Genomic DNA, 20093 nt, shown 5'->3' on the forward strand with positions numbered 1-20093 from the left:
GACCACCTAAATTTAAATTCTATCATATAATTTAAGTGTCTATTTATATGCTTCTTGTGTTTTCTCTAGTATTCTCTACTTTCTTTGTTTTTTGCTTACGTTTTTTAAGTTCTTCAGACTGTTTAGCCCCTTTACCATCTTCTACGTTTGCATTTCTGTAATATTGTATATATCCTCTTCCTGTAAATTCATAAACAGTACCAGAACTCGAATGGTATAACGCAATCTTACTATCATTAATAACGCTGAGTTCAAAGAATTCATTGTCAAAGAAATCATAATCTAATGTTAATGTTTTTAAGTACATATTTCCTGACACATTACCTACACCATAACTCCCTATAAAATCCCAATAAATGTTATTAATATTGTAAGCGTTTACGTCTTGAGAACTTCTAAATGTATCGTCATTTCCACCAGATAAAAACTGAAGGTAATTCTCATTATCAAAATCATTTAAAACTCCATAATTACTTGTGTATGTTTTTTCCCAAGCTGTATATTCTTGTAAGAAATAATGAATGTTGTCATAAAACACATAGTCATAATCAAAGTTAGCACGCTGGTAACCGTTTAAGAAATACGACGTATCATTAAATGGGTTGTATAATTCAATCGTATTATAATCTACTTGATAAACGTCAAAACTATCATAGCCATCAATAATATGGTAAACGTCTAAAACTCTATCGTAGGCATCATAACTTCCTATTTCAACACCATAGCCATTTCCTTGGCTTCCTATACCAACTAAATTATTGTTTGCATACATACGACCATTATTAAACGACACTGTAAATGCAATTTGTAAAAATGGTGTTTCTCCATAACCTTGTGTTGCATTAATATCTACATACCACAAATCATAAGAACTTAATAATTGATTTAGTGAAACTGGTGGCTCATCTATATAATGCGTTTCCTCTACATAACACGATGTAAATAATGTTGCAACAAATGCAAATCCGAAAAGTAGTTTTATAGTCTTCATAATCTAACGGTTTTAAGGTTATTAATTGTAGCGTTTCAAAACACGTGCCAAAAAAATATTATGACGCTATTTAAAACCATACAAAAAACATATTTGTTCTGGTTATTTTCACATCTTCAAGGTCTTAAAACAAGGAAGCGTTAACATGGTTTTAGCTCGAATAATTCTATAAATTTTCCGTAACTTTGGTATACTAAACTGATTTAACCTCTATGAGTGATACAACAAAATATGCTGTTTTTGGTGCCGGAAGTTGGGCAACTGCTATTGTAAAAATGCTTTGCGAAAATTTAGATGAAATAGGTTGGTATATGCGAAGTGTTTACGCTAAAGAACACCTTTTAAAAGAACAACACAATCCTAGTTATTTAAGTTCGGTTGAGTTTAAAACTGAGCAATTAAAACTAAGCAACGATATTAACGAAATAGCAGAATGGGCAGATGTGCTTGTTTTTGTTATTCCATCCGCTTTTATTCATGCCGAATTAGAGAAATTAACTGTTGATATTAGCAAAAAAACTATCGTTTCTGCTGTAAAAGGTATTATGCCAGAAACAGGAAAGCTTGTTGGTGAACAATTTCATGATGCTTATAATATTCCGTTTGAAAATATTGCTGTTATTGCTGGTCCTTGTCATGCAGAGGAAGTAGCATTAGAGCGTTTATCTTACTTAACAATTGCTTGTGACGACTCTAAAAAAGCACAAGCTATTGCCGATAATTTATCAAGCGATTATATTAAAACAAAAATTAGTGATGATATCATTGGAATTGAATATGCAGTAATGTTAAAAAACATCTACGCTATTGCTGCCGGAATTGCACATGGACTAGGTTATGGCGATAATTTCCAGAGTGTACTAATGAGTAATTCTATTCGCGAAATGAAACGCTTCATTAAAAAGATGCACAAGATGAAACGCAACATTAATAATTCGGCTTATTTAGGCGATTTATTAGTAACGGGATATTCTATTTTTTCTCGAAACCGTATGTTTGGCAATATGATTGGTAAAGGTTACACTGTAAAATCTGCTCAAATGGAAATGAACATGGTTGCAGAAGGTTATTACGCCACAAAAAGTGCATTTGATTTAAATAAAAAGAATAAGAAAAAAACACAACTTCCTATTATAAATGCCGTTTACGATATTTTATATGAAGGAAAAGATGCTAAGAAGGTGTTTCAGAAATTGACTGATAAGCTGGATTAAACAATTCCAGCGAAAGCAGGAATCTCATCAACTGTAAATCAATTAATTTAAAATTTTAACAGAATCTCGAAGTTTTCCGTCATTTCAAAGCTAACTTTTTTATTAGCTATGGCTATCTGATTTTTTTTATTCGTTCATTTTTGCCTTGATGCAAAACGAACCAAAAAATCGTTGCTTCCAACTTTGTCGGAATTTGGTTTAAGACAATGATTATTTAGTTTCTAATTGAATCATCATTATAATTCTATTACTTTACCAAAACACCTCGCAACTGCATCAAAGGAATGGTCTGCAAAGCCTTTTCGTTAATGGTGTTTTTTCTAAAAAGATATGTTTTATCAAACATTTGATTGCCTTCAAAAAACGTGATTTTAAACTCATTATTCAGTTCTAAAACCTTTTCTTGTAGGTATTCAATTTTAGCGTAACTTCTTGCTGGCAGTTTTGCAATGGTGTGACGCATTACAGGTGTTATTTTTTTATCATTATAACCTCTGGTCACAATAAGAACGGTCTCTAAATCATCATCACTATTGTTAATGATATAGGCATTCCAGTCTTGTGTCTTATATTCTATATGTTGCTCTCGTACAACAGCAACGTGTACGTCTTTTACTTCTGGAATTGTGATATCTTTTTTCATAGCGCAAAAATAGTAAACTATTCAAAATAAGAATTAGAATAGTAAGGTGTAATTATACCTTTAAGATTATTAATGACCATGTGCTTAAAGAGCTCTGACTCCGAATAAGATTCAAATAAATTCTTCTTTTTAAATATTAGATTATCAATTCTAAAAAAATAGATTTTCACCACTAATTCTATATTAATATCTTTTCTAATATCACCTAATTCTTGAGCTTTATTTAATAAGTCTAAAACAATGTCATTTGCTAATTCTTCAATAAAATCATTATACAGCTTGTTTGCTTTTGGGTAATATTTTTCTATGCCATAAAGAAAAGAGGGCTTAAAGTATTTTAAATACTCAAACCCTCTCTGGTAAATTAATATAACACTCAAAATAGGATCTTTACCATTGCTATTAACCACCCTATTTATATCTTCCTTATATTCATTTATTAAACTTTCTAAACTAGAGCTCACTAGATCTTCTTTGTTTTCAAAAAATGAATAAATGGTTTTTTTAGAAATCCCAAGCGAGCCTGCTAAATCATCTAAAGTGACATGTTTACTGCCACATTGTGTAAACTTTGCGATAGAATGCTTTAACAATTCTGCTTTAGTAATCATCTCCTAATTTATATTATCTCCATCCACCACCAAGTGCTTCATATAAATCTACTATAGATACCAATTGTTGTAATTTGCTATCTATAATATTAAGTTCTGCACTTAAGGCGCTTTGTCTTGCTGTTAATAAATCTAAATAGTTAGCGTAACCATTTTTAAGTAATTCTTCTGAGTTTGCTTCTGCTGTTCTTAGGGCTTCAACTTCGTTTTTTCTAAACTCGAATTTTTTGGTCTCAGCTTCATAAGAGAACAAGGCATTAGACACTTCATTACCTGCTACTAACAAGGTCTTTTTAAACTGAAGTAAAGCCTGTTCTTGTTGCGCAATAGCAACTTCTCTTTGCGTTTTTAATTTCCTTTGATTAAAAAGAGGTTGCGTTAATCCGCCAACCACAGTCGCAAATAATGAATTGGCATCCAGCAATTTATCCAATTCTAAACTTTGAAATCCGCCTGAAGCTGTTAATTTTAAAGATGGATAAAAGTTACTCTTAGCAACATTGGTTAGCTCAAAAGATTGAATTAATCCATACTCCGCAGACATAACATCTGGTCTATTACTTAACAAGGTTGCTGGTACACCCAATACAATCTCTTGTTCAATATTTTGAGTATCTAAACTACTTCTTTCAAAATTTTGCGCTGTTTTACCAAGTAAAATGCTCAGTGTGTTTTCTGTTTTAAAAATAGCCGTTTCAATATCTACTTGTAGAGCTCTTGCACTATTGTATTGCGCAATATTTTGGTCTACTGCAACCTGCGTTACTTGTCCTGCCTCCTTTAAAGCTTTTATAGTTTCAACACCACTTTTTCTTGTAGCAATAGTTTGCTTTGTTATTTCTAATTGAGCATCTAAAGCTAGTAAATTGTAATAGGTATTAGCAATACTAGAAACCAACTGTGTTTTCACAAGTTGATGCCCAGCCACACTCTGTAAATAAGCCGCTTGTGTTGCTCTTTTATTACTTCTTATTTTACCCCAAATATCGGCCTCCCAAGATAGGTTTGCTGTTATATCATAGGTATCAATTCCGCCACTAAACAAAGCCCCAAACTGACTATTTTCTGACAATTCTTGATGTGTTGCATTTGCCCCCACACTAACGCTTGGTAAATACCCTGCCTTACCTTGCTTTGCATAAGCTTCGGCTGCTATGATTTGTTGTAACGCTATACGAACATCCATATTATTTTGCAGACCTTCTTCTATGTATTGTTGAAGATATTGATCTGTAAATAAATTTTTCCAAGATATATCTGCAATAGATAGACTATCTGTTGATAAATTTTCTGTTCTGTAAAGCGCTTCGGTTTCCGTTTCTAAATCTGGTCTCACATAATCTTGAGCCACAAAACAACTTTGTAATGTTAATGCAACGATTAATAACAAAGTAACTTTACTGAAATTTCTATGTTTTATAATTGATTTCATCTTCTTATTCTTCAATAGTTTGTACTGCTGGTTTACTAGAAACTTTTTCTTGTAACCACTGAAATAATATAAATAGGATTGGAATTACAAAGACTCCTAAAATAGTTCCTATAAGCATCCCTCCTGCTGCTCCTGTACCTATAGAATTGTTTCCTTCTGCACCAACTCCATTTGCTAATACTAATGGCATTAGTCCTAAAATAAAGGCAAATGAGGTCATTAAAATTGGACGCAAACGCGCTTTTGCTCCATTGATGGCTGCTTCTACTATACTCTCACCATTTTTTCGTCTCTGTAATGCAAACTCAACAATAAGAATGGCATTTTTGGCGAGTAATCCAATAAGCATAATTAAAGCGATTTGGAAATAAATATTGTTTTCTAAGCCTAAGAACTTTGTGCTTATATAAGCACCAAATACACCAAACGGCAAGGATAATACCACTGCAAATGGTAACAAATAACTTTCATACTGTGCACTTAACAAGAAATACACAAACAGAATACTTAGTATAAATATAAATGTCGTTTGGTTTCCTGCGTTCACCTCTTCTCGTGTTAAACCTGAATAAGACACGGTATAGTTGCTTGGTAGTTTTGCAACTTCTTCTTCAATAACTCTAATAGCATCACCAGTACTAAATCCGTCGTTAGTTGCTCCTGTTATTGATGTAGAGTTAAATAAATTGAATCGTGTTACCGATTGTGGGCCATAAACACGTTTTAGGTTTACAAATTGTGTAATTGGCGTCATTTCACCAGAATCTGTTCTCACATACATACTATTTAAGGCACTCTCATCTGCTCTGTCTTCTGGTAAAGCCTGTATATATACTCTAAATTGTTTTCCGAATTTAGAAAAATCTGACGCATAAATTCCACCAATATAACCTTGTAAAGTTGAAAAAATACTTGTTACAGAAACACCTTTCTCTTTAGCTAAAGGTACATTAACATCCATTTCATATTGTGGATAATTAGTGTTAAATGATGACGTCGCATATTTAATTTCTGGACGCTGCATTAAAGCCATTGTAAAGTCATTCTTAGCTTTATCTAAGTCTGAGAATTCACCACCAAATTTATCTAATAAATTAATTTCAAATCCAGCTGAGTTACCAAAACCACGAATACTTGGAGGTGAGAAGAAAATGATATTTGCATCAGGAATAGTCGCTGCGATACCAAATAATCTTCCTGTAATGGCTTGTGCAGAGAGTGCATCGTCTTTACGTTCACTCCAGTCTTTAAGTTTTATAATTCCAAAACCAAAGTTACTACCTGCACCACTAATTAAACTTCGACCTTTAATAAAGTTAATACCAACAATGCCGTCAATACCTTCAACTTTTTCGTATAATTTTCTTGCAACTGCATCTGTTCTATCTAACGATGCTCCTGGTGGTAATTCGATATTGGCAAAAATAATACCTCTATCTTCATTAGGCACAAATCCTGTAGGCGTTGTATTAGATGCCCAGTAAATTCCGATACCTGTAATTACTAAAAGTAGCACAGAAACAAATTTTCTTTTATATAAAAATTGAAGTGATCTTCCGTATCGTTCTACAGTAGCATTAAATCCACGATTAAATAAGGTGTAAAAACGTTTTAATGGGCTCTTCCCTTTTAATTCTTCATCGTCTTTATGCTCTTTTAATAACAAGGCACATAATGCTGGACTTAATGTTAAGGCGTTTACTGCCGAAATAAGAATTGCAATAATTAAGGTCACACCAAATTGCTCATAAAACACACCTGTTGGTCCTGTTACAAAGGTTACAGGAATAAATACGGCTGCCATTACCAAAGTAATTGAGATAATTGCACCAGAAATTTCGTTCATCGCAGTTAAGGTCGCTTTTTTAGGATTGTGTTCACCTTCATCCATTTTAGCATGGACCGCTTCTACAACTACAATGGCATCATCTACTACAATACCAATGGCGAGGACTAATGCAAATAGCGTTAATAAGTTAATAGAATACCCAAATACATTTAAGAAAAAGAAGGTACCAATAATAGAAACTGGTACTGCAATAGCAGGAATTAAAGTAGATCTAAAATCTTGTAAAAAGATAAATACAACTAAAAACACAAGTAAAAAGGCTTCTAACAACGTGGTAACCACCTTATCTATAGATGCATTTAAAAACAAACTGGTATCGTATGGTACAAAAATATTTAAGCCTTCTGGAAGATCTGCTTTTACATCCTCTAGAGTCGTTTTGATGTTTTCTATAATTTCTTGTGCATTTGATCCTTTAGTTTGGAAAATACCCATAAAAACTGCTGGATGTCCTAAACTCATGGCATTAGATGAATACGACTGTGCATCTAATTCAATAGTTGCAACATCTTTTAATCTTAAAAATTCGCCATTACCTAAAGCTTTTATTACAATATCGCTGTATTGCGCCTCATCTTTAAAACGACCACTATAAGTTAGTGTATAAGAAAAAGATTCTCCGTTATTCTGACCTAATGATCCTGCTGCTGCTTCTAAATTTTGTTCTGCTAAAGCTGCAGAAATATCTGAAGGAATTAAATTATATGATGCTAATTTTTCAGGATTTAACCAAATACGCATGGCGTAATCTTGTTGTGAGAATACACTAACATCACCTACACCACTAATACGTTGCATGGCAGGAATAACATTAATTTTTAAGTAATTCTGAATGAACGTAGCGTCATAATTTTCACTTTCAGAATACATAGAAATAAACATTAATGCACTCGTTTCTTGCTTCTGTGTAGTAACACCTGTTTGTATTACCTCTTGAGGTAATAATGGGTTGGCTCTAGCCACACGGTTTTGCACGTTTACAGCGGCAATATCTGCATCAATTTCCTGGTTGAAATACACTGTAATTTCTGCAGCTCCGGTATTTGATGCTGTAGAGGTAATATACGTCATACCCTCTACTCCGTTAATTTGTTCTTCTATAGGTATAATTACACTCTCTAGAACGGTTTCTGCATTTGCTCCTGTATAATTTGCCGTCACCTTAATTGTTGGTGGTGCAATATCTGGATACTCTTCAATAGGTAAGCTTGTGATACTAATAACCCCAAGCAAAACTATAATAATAGAGATTACTGTTGAAAGCACTGGTCTTTCAATAAATGTTTTTAACATGACTACTATTTTTTGAGGTTAATTAGTTTTTAAATAAAGTTGCTACGGGTTTAATAGCCTCTTCAAAAGGTATGTCTTGAGGTGATATTTTCATACCATTTCTTAATTTTCCAACACCTGATACTACAATTTTATCATTTGCATCAATACCAGACTCTACCACATACAAGTTATCTACAGATCCTTTTATTTTTATGATAGTCGTTTCAATTTTGTTGTCTTTACCTAGTTTAAAAATCATAACGTTTCCTTGCTGCTCAAAAGTAGCTGTTTGTGGCACAACTATAGCATCTTTATATTCAATAGGAAATCTTATTTTTCCACTATTTCCATTGGTTAAAATTTCGTTAGGGTTATCAAAAGCTGCTCTAATTTTTATAGTTCCTGTATTTTGATTAATTTGACCTGTACTGGTTTGAATACGTCCTTTTTCGGAATATTCTTTTCCGTTAGCTAAAATCAAACTTAAATCTGGCGAATTTTTAATTCGTTCTTCTTTTGTTTTCCCTTCTGATCGTTGCAAATGATCAATATATTGTGCTTCGTTAAAACTAAAAAAAGCATATACTTGGTCAATCTCACTTACTGTAGTTAATGGAGTTACATCATTTGGACTAATTAATGCCCCTTCTCTAAAATTAATAGAACCTACATAACCATCTATAGGACTTTTTATAGTTGCGTATCCAATATTTGCCGTAACACCACTATAATTAGCCTTTGCTTGTGCTAAATTAGCTTTTGCTGTTTCTAATTGTACAGGACTAATAATGTTCTTTTCTACCAAAGGAATCAATTTATTAACCTCTACTTGTGCCACATTAACACGAGCTTTTGCTGCTCCTGCATCTTGACTTAAAGACTGTGTTTCTAATTTAAATAATGCTTGTCCTTTTCGTACTTTCTGTCCTTCATCAACGTATACTTTCTCAATATATCCAGATGTCTTAGCTCTTACATCACTATTTACAACACCTTCAATAGTTGCAGGATAATCTGTGTACCCTATGACCGTTTTATTCTGTATTTGTGTTACAGGAAAAGGTGCTGGAGGTGCTTCTGCAACAGGCTTGTTTTCTTCGCTGTTACCACAACTTAAAACAACTAAAACTAAACTCAATGTTAGTAATGTATATAATCTATTCTTTCTCATTTTTTGGTTTTGTTTAAATATGGAATTGGTTATTTGTCAATTTTTCTCTTAATTCTTTAACTGATAAGGTGGCTTCATCTATAAACTTTATATAGTCATTATGAAAAGTTAAATCGAATTTTTCATCTTCGTTTTTAATGTTTTTATTGTTTTCAGATTCTTTATACGCTTTAATTTCTAAATGAATTTCACGCTCCTGATCCCAATGACTTATCATACTATCTACATGTTGAATAATTGTATTTTTATTTATAATAAAATACTTTTTACGATCACCAGTCTTAGTGAAATATTCAATTTTATTTAAATCTTGTAAATGGTTAAGATGTGTTGAAATTGTACTTTTACTTGCACAAAGTACACTAACCATGTCTTCAAAAGTAGACCCTCTTTTACCCGTAAGTATTATGTAAGACAAAATACGCGCAGCAACAGGTGCTAATTGCTCTCTAGCCTCTAAATGAACACCTAGTTTTTCAACTAAATTCATTTTTTTTTGACATATATTTTCTTTCATTATGCATGCTTTTATTACTGCTTTATAACCATAAAATAATCATGTACAGTAAAATTCTATGCAAATATATACCATCAGTTCGGAACAAACCGAACTAAACGAAGTTAAATTGTTGTTAAATAAAAAAGCCGACTGTTAACAGTCGGCTTAAAAATATATTTAGAGACGCTTATAAAGCAGATTTAAACTGCTCTAAGAAACGCACATCGTTTTCACTTAACAAACGAATATCACTAATTTGGTTAAGTAACATTGCTATTCTGTCTATTCCCATTCCGAAGGCAAAACCTGAATACACTTTAGAATCGATGCCACAATTATCTAAAACATTAGGATCTACCATACCACAACCCATAATTTCTAACCAACCTGTACCTTTAGTAATTTTATAATCGGTTTCGGTTTCAAGTCCCCAATACACATCAACTTCTGCACTTGGCTCTGTAAATGGAAAGTATGATGGACGTAATCTAATCTTAGATTTTCCGAACATTTCAGTAGTAAAATATTGTAAGGTTTGCTTTAAATCTGCAAAACTCACATCTTTATCAATGTACAAGCCTTCTACTTGGTGGAAAAAACAATGTGAGCGTGCCGAAATTGCTTCATTTCTATAAACTCTACCAGGAGAAATAGTCCTAATTGGTGGTTGGTTATTTTCCATATAACGTACTTGTACAGAACTGGTATGTGTACGTAATAAAATATCGGGATCGGTTTGAATAAAGAAGGTATCCTGCATATCTCTTGCTGGATGGTATTCTGGTAAATTTAAAGCCGTAAAGTTATGCCAATCGTCTTCAATTTCAGGGCCTTCACTAACGTTAAAACCTATACGCGAAAAGATATCAATAATCTCATTTTTAACAATAGAAATAGGATGACGCGCACCAATAGCAATTGGTTCACCTGGTCTTGACAAATCTCCGTAAATACCTATGTCCTCTTCTTGACTTTCTAAAGCTTCTTTTAGGTTATTTACTTTGGCTTCTGCTGTATTTTTAAGCTCATTTATGATTTGGCCGAATTCTCTTTTCTGGTCATTCGCCACATTTTTTAATTCGCCATAAAATGCCTTTAAGTGTCCTTTTGAGCCTAAATATTTAATTCTAAAAGCTTCAACTTCTTCTTTAGATTGCGCTTTAAAAGCTTCTGCTTCTGCTATAAGTTCTTTTATCTTGTCTATCATTTTATGCTGAATTTAATTCAGTATCTCATATTGAGAGCGCAAATTTAACGATTTTATACAAAAAAAACGCCTTCAAATTGAAGGCGTTTTTTATCTATTTTATAAAAAATACTTATTGCCTGATAAAAACGTCTTTATACGTTATATCATCTGACGTATCATCAGGGGTTCCATTATCGTAAAAATCTTCGAAATAGAACGTATTGTCCTCAAAAATCAATTCTTGTGTAGCTACATCACCTTCTATATATTGCGTATAAAATCCATCTCCATCGTTTGACCAAGTTGATGAAATAAATTCTTCTAATTCGCAATTACCATCTGTATCTTCTTCAAAATAGCTGTATTCAAATGTTCCATCTGAATTAAAAACAAAAGTTTCTTCGCTCTCACAATCAGATACAGTTTGTTCAACTCCATTTTCGAAAAACTTATAATATTTCCATGTCCCAACTAACGGGTCTATAGGAGCGTCATCATCATTATCACTACTACAAGATGTAAACACAAGTGCAAAAACACTTAAAAATAAAATCATTTTTTTCATAAGTAAATTTAGATTAAAAGGTTAAATGCTAAAATGAACAATTTATTAACAAGAACCTAGTGGAGACTTATTTTATATATTCAGTTTCTAAAAAATAATTCACAATCGCTTCTTTCATCAATATACTTTGCTCACCGGCTTTTAAATGAGGTAACTGTGCTAATACCTTGTAATGAGGCCAACCATCATCATCTACATAATCGAATTCATAAAAACCATAAGGCTCTAAAACCTTACAAATAGCGATATGCATTAAATCGAGTTTTTGATCCTTTTTATACTCTCTGTGTAATTGTCCTAATTCTTGTACACCAATAAGGTATATTATAGAATCGAGATCCAATCTATCTCCATCGGCAAATTGGTTAGAGAGTTTTTCTACCACCAAATCCCATCGTTCCTTTAATTGTTCGTCTCTTGCCATGCTCACTTCCCATGAAAAAGGGAATCTTATTAATTATTAAAATTCTTTTTTTATTTCAAAATTTCGAATTCCTCTTTCGAGTTCAAATTCTTTAAGTTTTCAAAGTTAAGAAACTAAAGCATCTTCATTTGCGTTATTATATTAAAATGGCAAAATTCATGTACTTTTGTTTAAACCGCTAGTTGTATGAGTATTATTGATATTATTTTGGCTGCCCTTTTACTATTTGGATTTGTACGTGGCTTATTTAAAGGTCTTTTTGTAGAAGTCGCCTCTTTAGTTGCTCTAGTTTTGGGTGTTTATGGCGCCATTCACTTTAGCTATTTTGCTTCTGGTTTTTTAGAAGCTAAGGTAGATTGGAATGAGAAAACCATTAACATTGTAGCCTTTGCTATTACTTTTGTTGTAATTGTCTTAGCAATAGGATTAGCAGGAAAAGCATTAACAAAACTGGCAGATTTTGCCGCTTTAGGTATTATTAATAAATTGGCAGGAGCCGTTTTTGGTGCACTTAAAATTGGATTAATCCTTAGTGTACTCTTGGGTGTCTTTCATAAAATGAATAATACATTGCCGTTTATGCAAAAAGAAGATTTAGAAAAAAGTATGCTTTACGAACCTGTAAAATCGTTAGCACCCATGATTTTTCCAACTATTATTAAAAGCGAATCAGAAGAAAACACTGAAGAAGACGTATAAAAAACTACGCTTTCAAGTGGCTTTATTGTATTAATCTAAATGATAGATTTCCATAATATCCTTGAGATACTTTTCAAAGTCTATTTTTAAATCAATGAGTTTTCCTGTATGCACATCAAACACCCATCCGTGAACTTTTAAACCTCTATCTCTATACGCTTTTTGTACGGCTGCTGTTTTAATTAAATTGACGCACTGTTCTTTCACATTGAGCTCTACCAAACGATCGTATTTTTTTTCTTCAGATGCAATCGCATTTAGTTCATCATGATGCATTCTATAGACGTCTCTTATATTTCTTAGCCATCCATTTAAAACACCTAAATCTGCCGATTGCATAGCTGCTTTAACTCCACCACAAGCATAATGCCCACAAACCACCACATGATTTACCTTTAAATGTGTAACCGCATAGTTAACCACAGACATAGCATTGGCATCTGTACCAACAACCATATTTGCGATATTTCTATGTACAAAAACATCACCAGGACCTAATCCCATTAAATCTTCGGCGGTGACTCTACTATCTGAACAACCGATATATAATAATTCTGGATTTTGTCCTTTACCTAAGTCTTCAAAATAATTAGAGTTAACGGCAAGTTTATCTTTAATCCACTTTTCATTATTTTTAAATACATTATTTAAGTCCATATGTACACCTATTAAAATTCATCTTTTACATTACTTTTTATCCAATTTAAACAACTATCAAACTCCTTAAATATATGGTCTTTAGAAATTAAATTTGGAATGATATCAATACGCTCCATCATATATCTTGGCTGCTTTAAGAGCCCTACAAACAACACTTGAATATTCCTTTTTGATAAATCTTGAAGCATATCTTCCATAGCATACAGACCAGATTGATCCATATATTGCATACGACCTAACCTTAAAATAACGGTTTTTGCCGTGTTGGGAATTTGCTCAGTTAAAGCCTGAAAATCACTTGTAGACCCAAAGAATAAAGGACCTTTAAGATGCTTAATAAAAACCTCTTCTTTTAATGCTGAAGGGAAATTACCTTCGTCATCCCAAGCTTCTTCTTTTAGTGATTTAACATCGCTGCGTTCTGCTGTTAGATCTCCTATTTTTTTCATAAACATAAGCGATGCAATAACCAAACCAATACCTACAGCATAAATTAAATCCCAAAATGTAGATAAAAGTAATACGACTAGCATAATTAAGACTTCAGAACTTAATCTTACAGGTCCTAATTTGATATCTCTTGGTAAACTTGGAATTGCTTTAAGACCTCTATAGTCCATAACACCAATACCTACTGTTATTAATATTCCGGCTAAAACAGCAGCAGGAATTTTTGATGCCACATCACTCAATGCCAACATTATTAATAATAACATTATACCTGCAATCATACCAGATAACTTGGTTTTTCCTCCTGCATTAATATTAACAACCGTTCTAATGGTTGCACCTGCTCCTGGAATTCCTCCAAAAACAGCCGCGATACTATTACCAATACCCTGACCAACTAACTCTTTATTAGGTTTGTGTTTGGTTTTGGTCATATTATCAGCAACGACACTAGTTAATAGAGAATCTATGGCACCCAATAAGGATAAGGTAAGCGCTGTAAAAATGTATGGAGTAATGCTTCCTAAGTTAAAATTAGTGAACATTTCTAATCTAGGAATTGGAATACCTCCTGGGATTTCTGAAATAGGACGATAACCTAAATTAAATCCATAAGCAATTCCCGAAACCACAACTAAAGCTACCAGAGTACTTGGTATGGCAGTTGTAATACGTTTAAAACCATAGATTATAATAATTGTTCCTAAAGCCAACATAAGTTCTAACCAATTAATATGCTTTAATGCTCTAGGCAATACTTTAATAGCTCCAACAGTACCAGACGCCTCTTTAGCAGCTAATGTTTGTGATTCATTTAAAATTTGTTCTGGTGTAATCTGCTGTGCACGGTCAATAGTTTCTTTAAAATTTTCAAGTACCAAAATACCTTCACCAGCTTCTTCTTTTAAAATATTTTCTAGTATAACCTCTTCTGCTTGAGGCTTAAATTGTGCTACAAACTCTGCATCTTCTTTTGGGTAATACCCAATTGAAGGCAGTATTTGGGTCAATAAAATAATGACTCCGATGGCCGTCATAAACCCAGAAACTACGGGATAAGGAATGTATCTTATATATTTTCCCAAGCCTAAAAATCCCAGTCCAATTTGTATAAGACCTGCTAAGAGAAATACCGTTAATATTGCAGGTAATGCTTTTTCTACACTACCATCATTGGCTGCCACAATACCAGCAATAATGACCATACTCACAGCCGTCATTGGTGCTGTTGGACCGGAAATTTGCGTTGCAGTACCACCGAAAAGAGCGGCAAAGAAACTTATAAATATGGCTCCGTATAAACCTGCTTCTGGACCTAAACCTGAAGACACTCCAAATGCTAAAGCCAATGGCAAAGCAACAATTCCTGCTGTAATGCCACCAAATGCATCACCCTTAATATTTGAAAATAGTTTCTTCATAGTTAATTAATTATTGGATTAAAATAGTCTAATTTTTACTTAAACCGAAACCCTTGCACAAAGTTTTGTTAGAAATTAACAAAAGCAATAATATTTATTTGATCCCTTCCAAAGGCTTCAAAAAACTGATTCATATACCCTAGTTCTAGTCTTAAATTATCCGAAAATGTATAACCAATACCACCAAATACGCGGTTTCTATCAAAAACAGAAGACTTTGTATTTAAAAAGATTTCATTATACAAGGATACGTATAAAGGGTTCTTAGCTTCTTCTTTATATTGAAGCGGTATTTTTACACCTAAAAAATATCTAAAACGCATTTTAAAATCGTCTTCAACAAATCGCTGCTCAAATCTATAACGATGACTTAAACCCACTTTACCAACCTTTTGTTTCGTTGTGAATTGCTGAAAAATTCGATGCTCATTTACAGAGGTTTTGTCACCAGTATCATCTATGTAATTTTCTGACAAGATATAACCATATCCTAATAAAATATTATCATTATTATCAGATAAATTATAGCCAACACCTGTTCTTATAAGTAATTGCTCTAAATCATCAATAATATTATAGCTTCTGTATTGCACTTCATTATGGATATTCCATTTGGAATCTAATTTCTTATTTCCAATATAAATAAGCCAATTCCCAAAATTACTGTCTTGTGCAAACGTAAAAAATGGTAGCGCCAACAAAAACGTTAGAGCTACCATATTCATTTTCTTTAACATATTATGCGTTTCCTATTCATCAAACTTTACTTCTCCTGTATTGACATCATACATTGCACCAATGATTTTAATCTCTCCGTTTTTCTCCATTTCTGTAAGAATTGGGCTTTCGGCATGAATTCTATCAATCATTAACTGTACATTCATGTGCGATACATTATCTACAAAATCTAAGTTTTTAGACGTTCTTAAACTTTCGTCTTTAGGCTCTGTAACGGCATTTACTGCTGGTGTTATTTTCTGAACTAACTTGGTTAAATTTCCCATTTCAGCATGGTCACAAGCTCCTTTTACAGCACCACAACTTGTATGTCCTAAAACAACAATAAGCTCTGTTCCTGCTAACTTACATGCAAATTCCATACTCCCTAAAATGTCTTCATTTACAATATTACCTGCAATTCTTACACTAAAAATATCACCTAATCCTTGGTCAAATACTAACTCAGCTGACACTCTAGAATCGATACAACTTAAAATTGTAGCGAACGGAAATTGCCCTTCGCTTGTATCGTTAACTTGTTCTAAAAGATTTCGGTTAGCTTTTAGATTATTTTGAAATCTTTGGTTGCCTTCTTTTAAATATTGCAATGACTTTTCAGGTGTCATTGTTGCTTGGGTTTCTTTTGTATGTGCTTTCATAATGCTTTTTTCGTTTAATTTTATTGTTATTTAACTATGCTTCAGAAACTAATAATGAAACATTTAACTTACTCACCACTTCTCGTAATGAGGCTTCACTTGTATTTTTTGTTTTCTCTTCTGCTCTATCAACACACAATAAATTAATATTGTTTTTTAATAAATATGAAGACAGTGTGTTCATAACTTCTGCATTTTGCTCAAATACATACTCTATGATTTTTTCTTCCTTTACAGTAGCTGATTTTTCAGTTTCTTTTTGGCTATTTATAATTTTGAAGGATTTTAATGGTGCCTTTGTGTGTGTTATTAAATCTTTTGAGAATTCAGTATTAAAAATTTTATTAGAATCATTAAAAACTCCTAATGCCATTTTTTCATTAGGCACTAATGCGTTTTCATTAGATGAAATCATAATTACACCTTTAAACGTTTTTAAAATAAAACGTGTAATACTATCTCCAATTAGTTGAAGCGGATTAGAATCGCGCTGCCCTAAAACAATAATATCTGGCTTAGAATTTTCAATATGATTACTGATTTCTTCTTTAATATTTCCAAATGCATAATTGTAATTGATGCTTACATTATACGCTTTTGATATAGGATCAATTAAAGCTTCAATTTTCTTTTTTGTCGTAATCTGCTCGTCATTTAGAGTTCTAATTGCAGAGAGTTGGTTTTCTCTATTTACAATATCGATATATTTTTTAACATGAAATAATTCGATATCTGCATCAATCATTTGTGCTAAACTCACACTACTCTTTAACGTTGTACTCGCCGTTTTGTTTAAATCTGAAAGCACTAGTATTTTATATTTACTATGTTTCATAATTTCTAACTTAAACTTATTTTAGACTTAGGTCTTAATTGAAAGAACTCAATAAAACTCGGTGGATTTTCAACAACTCCACGTTTAGAAATCAATTTAATATCTATATTTCTCTCTTTTGCTTTAAAGGCAAAGTCTTCAAGAATTTCAATAATATCATAATCTAGATATCTTGTCTTTGTAACATCAAATTCTAAATAGGTGTCTCTTGGTAAGCTATCTAATTCTTTTAAAATCGCACCTTTATTAAAGAAGGTTACTTCTTCGGCAAGTGCCATCTTAATTTTATGTTTTCCGTTACTATTATCTTCGATATGTAAGAAGTGAGAGTTTTGGTAACTTTTTAATAGGATTACAACAATACCAACAGCTAAACCTAGACCAATACCAACTAATAAATCTGTAAAAACAATTCCTACTACAGTTACAAAGAATGGGATAGATTGCTTCCAACCTAAACTGTACATTTTCTTAAATAATGATGGTTTTGCCAGTTTATAACCTACAATCAATAAAATTGCTGCTAACACTGATAAAGGAATCTTATTCAATAATGTTGGAATTAAAATCACAGAAATTAAAAGTAAGAATCCATGTAAGATGGTAGACATTTTACTTTTTCCACCCGATTGGATATTTGCAGAACTTCTTACAATAACTTGAGTAATAGGTAAACCTCCTATTAAACCAGAAATGATATTACCTGTTCCTTGTGCTAATAACTCTCTATTTGTAGGTGTAACGTTTTTGTCTGGATCTATTTTATCGGATGCCTCAACACACAGTAAGGTCTCTAAACTGGCTACCAAAGCAATAGTAAAGGCAACAATCCAAACTTCTGGATTTGTAATTGCAGAAAAGTTAGGAAAACTAAACTGTCCAAGAAATGAACTTAAATCTTCAGGAATTGGAACACTTACCATGTGAGTATCGCCAATAGACAATACTCCTGTACCTTGTGTAAAGGTATAGAATAGTATACCTAAAACTACAACAACAAAAGGGCCTTGAATAATTTCGAATATTTTCCCTTTTTTGCTTAATACTTGATCCCAAAGTATTAAAAGCAATAAGCTAATAATACCTATTAAAGCCGCTCCTGGATGTATGTTACTTAACATTGTTATTAACTCCGAGAATGTGTTACCGCCATCAATTTCAAAAAACTCTAAATCCCAAGCAGATTCTTCATCATAGCCAAAAAAGTTAGGGATTTGTTTTAAAATAATGATGATTCCGATACCAGTAAGCATCCCTTTAATAACAGACGACGGGAAATAATATCCAATAATTCCGGCTTTTAAAACGCCAAAAATCAATTGAATTATTCCTCCTAAAACAACGGCTACTAAAAAATTTTCATAACCACCTAAAGTACCTATGGCTGTTAACACAATAGCTGCCAAACCAGCTGCCGGCCCACTAACTCCAATCTTAGAACCACTTAAGGCTCCTACTACAACTCCTCCAATAATTCCGGCAATTAAACCAGAGAAAAGAGGTGCTCCACTGGCTAAAGCAATACCTAAACATAGAGGTAATGCCACAAAAAATACAACGACACTTGCAGGCAAGTCGTTTTTTAATGTTTTAAACATTTGATATAATGATTTTGTCTATTGAAGAGATTTCAATAGTTATTTTAATACTTTTTTTAGGGACAAAAAATGTCGAACGAAAAAATATTAAACAAAATCTGGTGGTGGAGAAATAAGGTTAAGGTGAGGTTTAGGATAGTTTTTAAATGTATATCCTACTAGATTAGTGCTTGTATAATCTTCAAACACACTATCAGAATCTTGATTTGTGCTTCCAAAAACCAATTTTGCGCCATGATTTTCTTCCTCTTCAGTAATGCTATAGAAACACGTTACATCAACAGAGTCGTCAAAAGATACAATTATAGTGGGTGCAGAAATAAGCGCCATTAATACAATGGTAAAAAATACAGCCGATCTATATTTATATTTTTGAAACATAAGCCGCAAATATAATAGCTTAGATTTTAACAGAGTGTTAAATAAGTTCTAAAAAAACTTCAATAATTTAATGTCATTTGATGGAATCCAGCCTGTAGAATTATCAGAAAGTTGAATTTTTTTCCAATCTTCATACGTTTCTAACACTTGTACTTTGGTGCCTTCATGTAGCCTAAACACTTCTTCACTTGAGGGATTAGGATCTGTTTTTACTCTACTTTCTTGAGCAAATACAATGGCAGGATTGTCTTTTTTATCTAAACCTGCTTTCTGAAAAGCCATTGCTACAGAAAAGCAAGCAATACCTAAACTTATAATACTCGTTACAAAAGCAATTCTTTTTTTAGACGTCGTATAAGAAAAATGATAAGCTAAAAATATAACTACAAATAAAAGGACACCACCAACGGTAATTTTTGCCCAAGTATCTGTTTTAAATGTATTCACAACATTATTTATAATTCTTGAAAACCCTACGACAGGCACGTTATCAATGGCGTCAATCGTCATGTTTTGTGCAAAGGCTAAATTATTCTGTATGTCCTTATCATTAGGGTTTAATAATAATGCTTTTTCAAAATAATAAATGCTTGGAGCAATATTATTAAGTTTATAATTGGCATTTCCTAAGTTAAAATACAATGCTGCAGAATGCTGTTTTGAATCTAAAATAGATTCATACTTATCAATGGCTTCGGCATATTTACCATTATTATACAAGGCATTGGCTTCACTAAAACTTTGATCGTTTTGCGAAAAAACAATGGTGTTAAAACAACATAAAAGTAAGATTATTAGAGCTCTCAT

General features: G+C 32.5%; 20 protein-coding genes. 2 read left to right on the top strand and 18 right to left on the bottom strand.

Features of this window, described 5'->3' with window-relative positions:
* Window positions 1-43 precede the first annotated feature (43 nt).
* Window positions 44-991: a nicotinic acid mononucleotide adenyltransferase gene (locus tag VDP25_RS07100; RefSeq protein WP_334468224.1), complete on the bottom strand. Its 948-nt coding sequence runs from the start codon at window positions 989-991 to the stop codon at window positions 44-46.
* Window positions 992-1203: 212 nt separating this feature from the next.
* Between VDP25_RS07100 and VDP25_RS07105 the strand changes: the two genes are divergently transcribed.
* Window positions 1204-2205, top strand: a complete 1002-nt coding sequence (locus VDP25_RS07105; protein WP_334468227.1) for an NAD(P)H-dependent glycerol-3-phosphate dehydrogenase — start codon at window positions 1204-1206, stop codon at window positions 2203-2205.
* A 247-nt stretch (window positions 2206-2452) separates the two neighbouring features.
* On the opposite strand, the gene VDP25_RS07110 is transcribed toward VDP25_RS07105, so the two are convergent.
* The 9 genes from VDP25_RS07110 to VDP25_RS07150 all read right to left on the bottom strand — a co-directional run bounded on the left by VDP25_RS07110 (window position 2453) and on the right by VDP25_RS07150 (window position 11863).
* Entirely contained in the window at window positions 2453-2848 is a 396-nt protein-coding gene (locus tag VDP25_RS07110) for a hypothetical protein (RefSeq protein WP_334468229.1), read from the bottom strand.
* A 17-nt stretch (window positions 2849-2865) separates the two neighbouring features.
* Window positions 2866-3459, bottom strand: a complete 594-nt coding sequence (locus VDP25_RS07115) for a TetR/AcrR family transcriptional regulator (protein WP_334468231.1) — start codon at window positions 3457-3459, stop codon at window positions 2866-2868.
* A 13-nt stretch (window positions 3460-3472) separates the two neighbouring features.
* Window positions 3473-4891 carry an efflux transporter outer membrane subunit gene (locus tag VDP25_RS07120; protein ID WP_334468233.1) on the bottom strand — a complete coding sequence of 473 codons (1419 nt, stop codon included), beginning with the start codon at window positions 4889-4891 and terminating at the stop codon, window positions 3473-3475.
* A gap of 4 nt (window positions 4892-4895) precedes the next feature.
* A complete protein-coding gene (locus VDP25_RS07125) occupies window positions 4896-8033 on the bottom strand; it encodes an efflux RND transporter permease subunit (protein WP_334468235.1) in 3138 nt (1045 codons plus the stop codon).
* A 22-nt stretch (window positions 8034-8055) separates the two neighbouring features.
* Window positions 8056-9186 carry an efflux RND transporter periplasmic adaptor subunit gene (locus tag VDP25_RS07130; RefSeq protein ID WP_334468237.1) on the bottom strand — a complete coding sequence of 377 codons (1131 nt, stop codon included), beginning with the start codon at window positions 9184-9186 and terminating at the stop codon, window positions 8056-8058.
* Between the two features lie 13 nt (window positions 9187-9199).
* A complete protein-coding gene (locus tag VDP25_RS07135; RefSeq protein ID WP_334468239.1) occupies window positions 9200-9703 on the bottom strand; it encodes a GbsR/MarR family transcriptional regulator in 504 nt (167 codons plus the stop codon).
* Between the two features lie 169 nt (window positions 9704-9872).
* Window positions 9873-10892, bottom strand: coding sequence for a phenylalanine--tRNA ligase subunit alpha (gene pheS / locus VDP25_RS07140; RefSeq protein WP_334468241.1), 1020 nt, complete (start codon window positions 10890-10892; stop codon window positions 9873-9875).
* Between the two features lie 112 nt (window positions 10893-11004).
* A complete protein-coding gene (locus VDP25_RS07145; protein ID WP_334468243.1) occupies window positions 11005-11439 on the bottom strand; it encodes a lipocalin family protein in 435 nt (144 codons plus the stop codon).
* Window positions 11440-11506: 67 nt separating this feature from the next.
* A complete protein-coding gene (locus tag VDP25_RS07150) occupies window positions 11507-11863 on the bottom strand; it encodes a hypothetical protein (protein WP_334468245.1) in 357 nt (118 codons plus the stop codon).
* A gap of 186 nt (window positions 11864-12049) precedes the next feature.
* Here VDP25_RS07150 and VDP25_RS07155 point away from each other — a divergent pair, with 186 nt between their 5' ends.
* Complete coding sequence (locus VDP25_RS07155) at window positions 12050-12562, top strand: CvpA family protein (protein WP_334468247.1); 513 nt, start codon at window positions 12050-12052, stop codon at window positions 12560-12562.
* A gap of 30 nt (window positions 12563-12592) precedes the next feature.
* On the opposite strand, the gene VDP25_RS07160 is transcribed toward VDP25_RS07155, so the two are convergent.
* The 8 genes from VDP25_RS07160 to VDP25_RS07195 all read right to left on the bottom strand — a co-directional run bounded on the left by VDP25_RS07160 (window position 12593) and on the right by VDP25_RS07195 (window position 20093).
* Window positions 12593-13219: a carbonic anhydrase gene (locus tag VDP25_RS07160; protein WP_334468249.1), complete on the bottom strand. Its 627-nt coding sequence runs from the start codon at window positions 13217-13219 to the stop codon at window positions 12593-12595.
* A gap of 11 nt (window positions 13220-13230) precedes the next feature.
* Window positions 13231-15093, bottom strand: coding sequence for a SulP family inorganic anion transporter (locus tag VDP25_RS07165; protein WP_334468251.1), 1863 nt, complete (start codon window positions 15091-15093; stop codon window positions 13231-13233).
* A 68-nt stretch (window positions 15094-15161) separates the two neighbouring features.
* A complete protein-coding gene (locus VDP25_RS07170) occupies window positions 15162-15830 on the bottom strand; it encodes a DUF2490 domain-containing protein (RefSeq protein WP_418636484.1) in 669 nt (222 codons plus the stop codon).
* A gap of 12 nt (window positions 15831-15842) precedes the next feature.
* Window positions 15843-16496: a carbonic anhydrase family protein gene (locus VDP25_RS07175; RefSeq protein WP_334468401.1), complete on the bottom strand. Its 654-nt coding sequence runs from the start codon at window positions 16494-16496 to the stop codon at window positions 15843-15845.
* A gap of 10 nt (window positions 16497-16506) precedes the next feature.
* Window positions 16507-17307: a universal stress protein gene (locus tag VDP25_RS07180; protein ID WP_334468253.1), complete on the bottom strand. Its 801-nt coding sequence runs from the start codon at window positions 17305-17307 to the stop codon at window positions 16507-16509.
* A 5-nt stretch (window positions 17308-17312) separates the two neighbouring features.
* The gene (locus VDP25_RS07185) at window positions 17313-18905 is read right to left on the bottom strand and encodes a SulP family inorganic anion transporter (protein WP_334468255.1); all 1593 of its coding nucleotides are present in this window, start codon (window positions 18903-18905) and stop codon (window positions 17313-17315) included.
* A gap of 87 nt (window positions 18906-18992) precedes the next feature.
* Window positions 18993-19286 carry a hypothetical protein gene (locus VDP25_RS07190; protein ID WP_334468257.1) on the bottom strand — a complete coding sequence of 98 codons (294 nt, stop codon included), beginning with the start codon at window positions 19284-19286 and terminating at the stop codon, window positions 18993-18995.
* A 48-nt stretch (window positions 19287-19334) separates the two neighbouring features.
* A complete protein-coding gene (locus VDP25_RS07195) occupies window positions 19335-20093 on the bottom strand; it encodes a tetratricopeptide repeat protein (protein ID WP_215928175.1) in 759 nt (252 codons plus the stop codon).

It is taken from the genome of Winogradskyella sp. ECml5-4 (assembly GCF_036903175.1).
In the GTDB taxonomy this organism is placed as follows: domain Bacteria; phylum Bacteroidota; class Bacteroidia; order Flavobacteriales; family Flavobacteriaceae; genus Winogradskyella; species Winogradskyella damuponensis.